The 2518-nt window shown below is 68.5% G+C and carries 3 protein-coding genes; 1 reads left to right on the top strand and 2 read right to left on the bottom strand.

Features of this window, described 5'->3' with window-relative positions; all coding sequences use genetic code 11:
- The coding region (locus FKP22_RS27045; RefSeq protein ID WP_141291053.1) for an NAD(P)H-dependent oxidoreductase at nt 1-563 on the bottom strand (563 nt) is incomplete at its 3' end.
- Between the two features lie 82 nt (nt 564-645).
- Nucleotides 646-1281 (bottom strand): hypothetical protein, encoded by a 636-nt coding sequence (locus tag FKP22_RS27040; RefSeq protein WP_141291052.1) that lies wholly within the window; start codon nt 1279-1281, stop codon nt 646-648.
- A 149-nt stretch (nt 1282-1430) separates the two neighbouring features.
- Here FKP22_RS27040 and FKP22_RS27035 point away from each other — a divergent pair.
- Nucleotides 1431-2518, top strand: a 1088-nt coding sequence (locus FKP22_RS27035) for a glycosyltransferase family 4 protein (protein ID WP_233446974.1), incomplete at its 3' end; no start/stop codon positions are given.

The raw sequence follows: 2518 nt of genomic DNA, 5'->3' as shown, positions 1-2518 counted from the left end.
CGCAGGCGCTGCAGCCACGCAAGCCGCCGCTTCGCGTCGCCCTCCACCATGCCGATCAGGCTCCTGCGCACCGGCGAGATGCCCACGAAACCGAGGATGTTGCGCTCCAGCGCCTTGACGTCGTGGGCCGCGAAGAACCAGCGGTACAGCGGGGCCGGCATGCCCATCGTGACGACGACCCGGGCGGAGCGGCCCTTGAGCAGTTGCCGCGGCCCGGGCGTGCCGGGCAAGGCCAGCGCAAAGCCCGGTCGGGCCACCTGCTCGAGAAAGCCCTTCAGCAGCGCCGGCATGCCACCCAGCCACAGGGGAAAGAAGAACACCAGGTGCTGGGCCCACTGGACGCCCTGTTGCGCGGGCAGCAGCGCCGGCGGCAGCGCCCCCTGTTCCCAGGCGTGCTTGGTGCGCAGCAACGGAAAGTCCAGCGCCGCCACGTCAATCACCCGCACCTCGTGCCCCGCGGCGCAGGCGCCGCTGGCATAAGCCTCGGCCAGCGCATGGCCGAAATGGCCGCCGGCGGGATCAGGATGGCCCTGAATGATCAGGATGCGCTGCTGCGGATGCATGGCGAGATGCTGCGCCGCCAGCGGCCGCCCGGCCTTGCGCGGGCGCAAATTCCGGGCGGCCGGCGCCGCCGCTCAGTTCAGCTCAGCGCGACTGCTGGGCGTGGTGCTGCGCGTGATGCGGGTCTATCCATTCGCCGCGCAGCAGGGCCAGCGGAGCTTTGTAGTACAGCAGGATGTCGTGGAACGGGTCGGTCAGGATCTTGGTCATCCAGGCCAGGCCGGTCTGCACGTTGAACAGGAAGAACAGGTGCACGGTGCGGAAGATCAGGCCGCCGACGCCGAGTGCCAGCCAGAAGATGCCAACGTCGTGGATGTAGCCTGCGGTGTCGGTCGCCGGCTCGATCAGGCCGCCGAGTGAAGGCGTGAACCACAGCAGCGCCGGGGCCAGTGCCCAGGCCGCCATCAGCACCACCTTGCGGCGCAGGTTGTAGCCGACCTTGATCTCTTCCTTGTGCTCGTGCGTGGCCTGGTTGACCTGGTCGTAGCCCTTGGGCTCGAAGAAGAAGTGGCCGGCCTGGCGGCTGGTCATCGACACACCCCAGGCCAGCAGCGCAGCCATCGCCGGGTCGATGAACAGCAGGGCATAGGCGACCACGAAGCTGCAGGCGCTCAGCAGGTGCAGCGACTGGTTGATGCGACTGTGGTGGTAGTAGCGGTGGTCATCCCAACGCTGCACGCGCAGGGTCTCCAGGAACTCGCGGATGACAGGCACGGACATGCACTCCTTAGTTTGACGGTGCGGCAGCATGCGGCCGACACATGAAGCGGCCGTGAAACGCGCGTGACAGCACGGTGTCGGTGCTGCCGTGGCGCCGTCATCGCGCTGTTGCATTGCCATCGCAACATCTTGCGATGGAGACGTGCGTGATGACCCCCAAGAAGCTGCTGGCTGCGCAACTGGACATGGCGCCCGATGAGATCGTCGTGGACGACTACCCGGCCGAACGGCGCTCTTTGCGCATCTCGGTCGTGACCGAGACCTACCCGCCGGAAGTCAACGGCGTGGCACGCACCATCGCCAGCGTGGTCGAAGGCCTGCGCGCGCGCAACCATGCGGTGCAGCTGATCCGCCCAGGCCAGCGCCGCGGCGAACAGGGCAGCGACGCGCCAGGTTTCCACGAGGTGCTGATGCGCGGCCTGCCGATCCCGCGCTACCCGCAGCTGCGCATGGGGCTGACCTCCAAGCGCACGCTGGTGAAGCTGTGGTCGGTGCGGCGGCCGGACGTGGTGCACATCGCAACAGAAGGGCCGATGGGCTGGTCCGCGCTGCAGGCCGCCACACACCTGAAGCTGCCGGTATGCTCGGACTTCCGCACCAACTTCCACGCCTACAGCAAGCACTACGGCGTGGGCTGGCTGCACAAGCCCATCATGGCCTACCTGCGCAAGTTCCATAACCTGACGCAGTGCACGATGACGCCCGACGAAGGCCTGCGCCAGGCCCTCACCGGCTACGGTTTCCGCAACGTGATGGTGGTGGCGCGCGGCGTGGACACGCAGCTGTTCCACCCGCGCTTTCGCAGCGAGGCCTTGCGCGAAAGCTGGGGCGCGGCACCGGGCGACCTGGTGGTGGTGCACGTGGGCCGGCTGGCGGCGGAGAAGAACCTGGGCACGCTGATGCAGGCTTTCGAGGCCATGCGCCAGGTGCAGCCACGCGCGAAGCTGGTGCTGGTGGGCGACGGCCCGGCGCGCAAGGACCTGCAGGCGCGCTGCCCGCAGGCCATCTTCGCCGGTATGCGCCATGGCGATGACCTGGCCGCCCACTACGCCAGCGGCGACCTGTTCCTGTTTCCCAGCCTCACCGAGACCTTCGGCAACGTGACGCCCGAGGCCCTGGCCAGCGGCCTGCCGGTGCTGGCCTACGACTACGCCGCGGCCAGCCAGCTGGTGCGCCCGCAGATCAGCGGCCTGCTGGCGCCGATGAGCAGCGCGCCGGAGTTCGTGCGCATGGCGGC

It is taken from the genome of Ideonella azotifigens (assembly GCF_006519715.1).
GTDB lineage: Bacteria > Pseudomonadota > Gammaproteobacteria > Burkholderiales > Burkholderiaceae_C > Ideonella > Ideonella azotifigens.
Note: the sequence above shows the minus strand (reverse complement) of the source record. Positions and strands in the feature narration are given on the sequence as shown.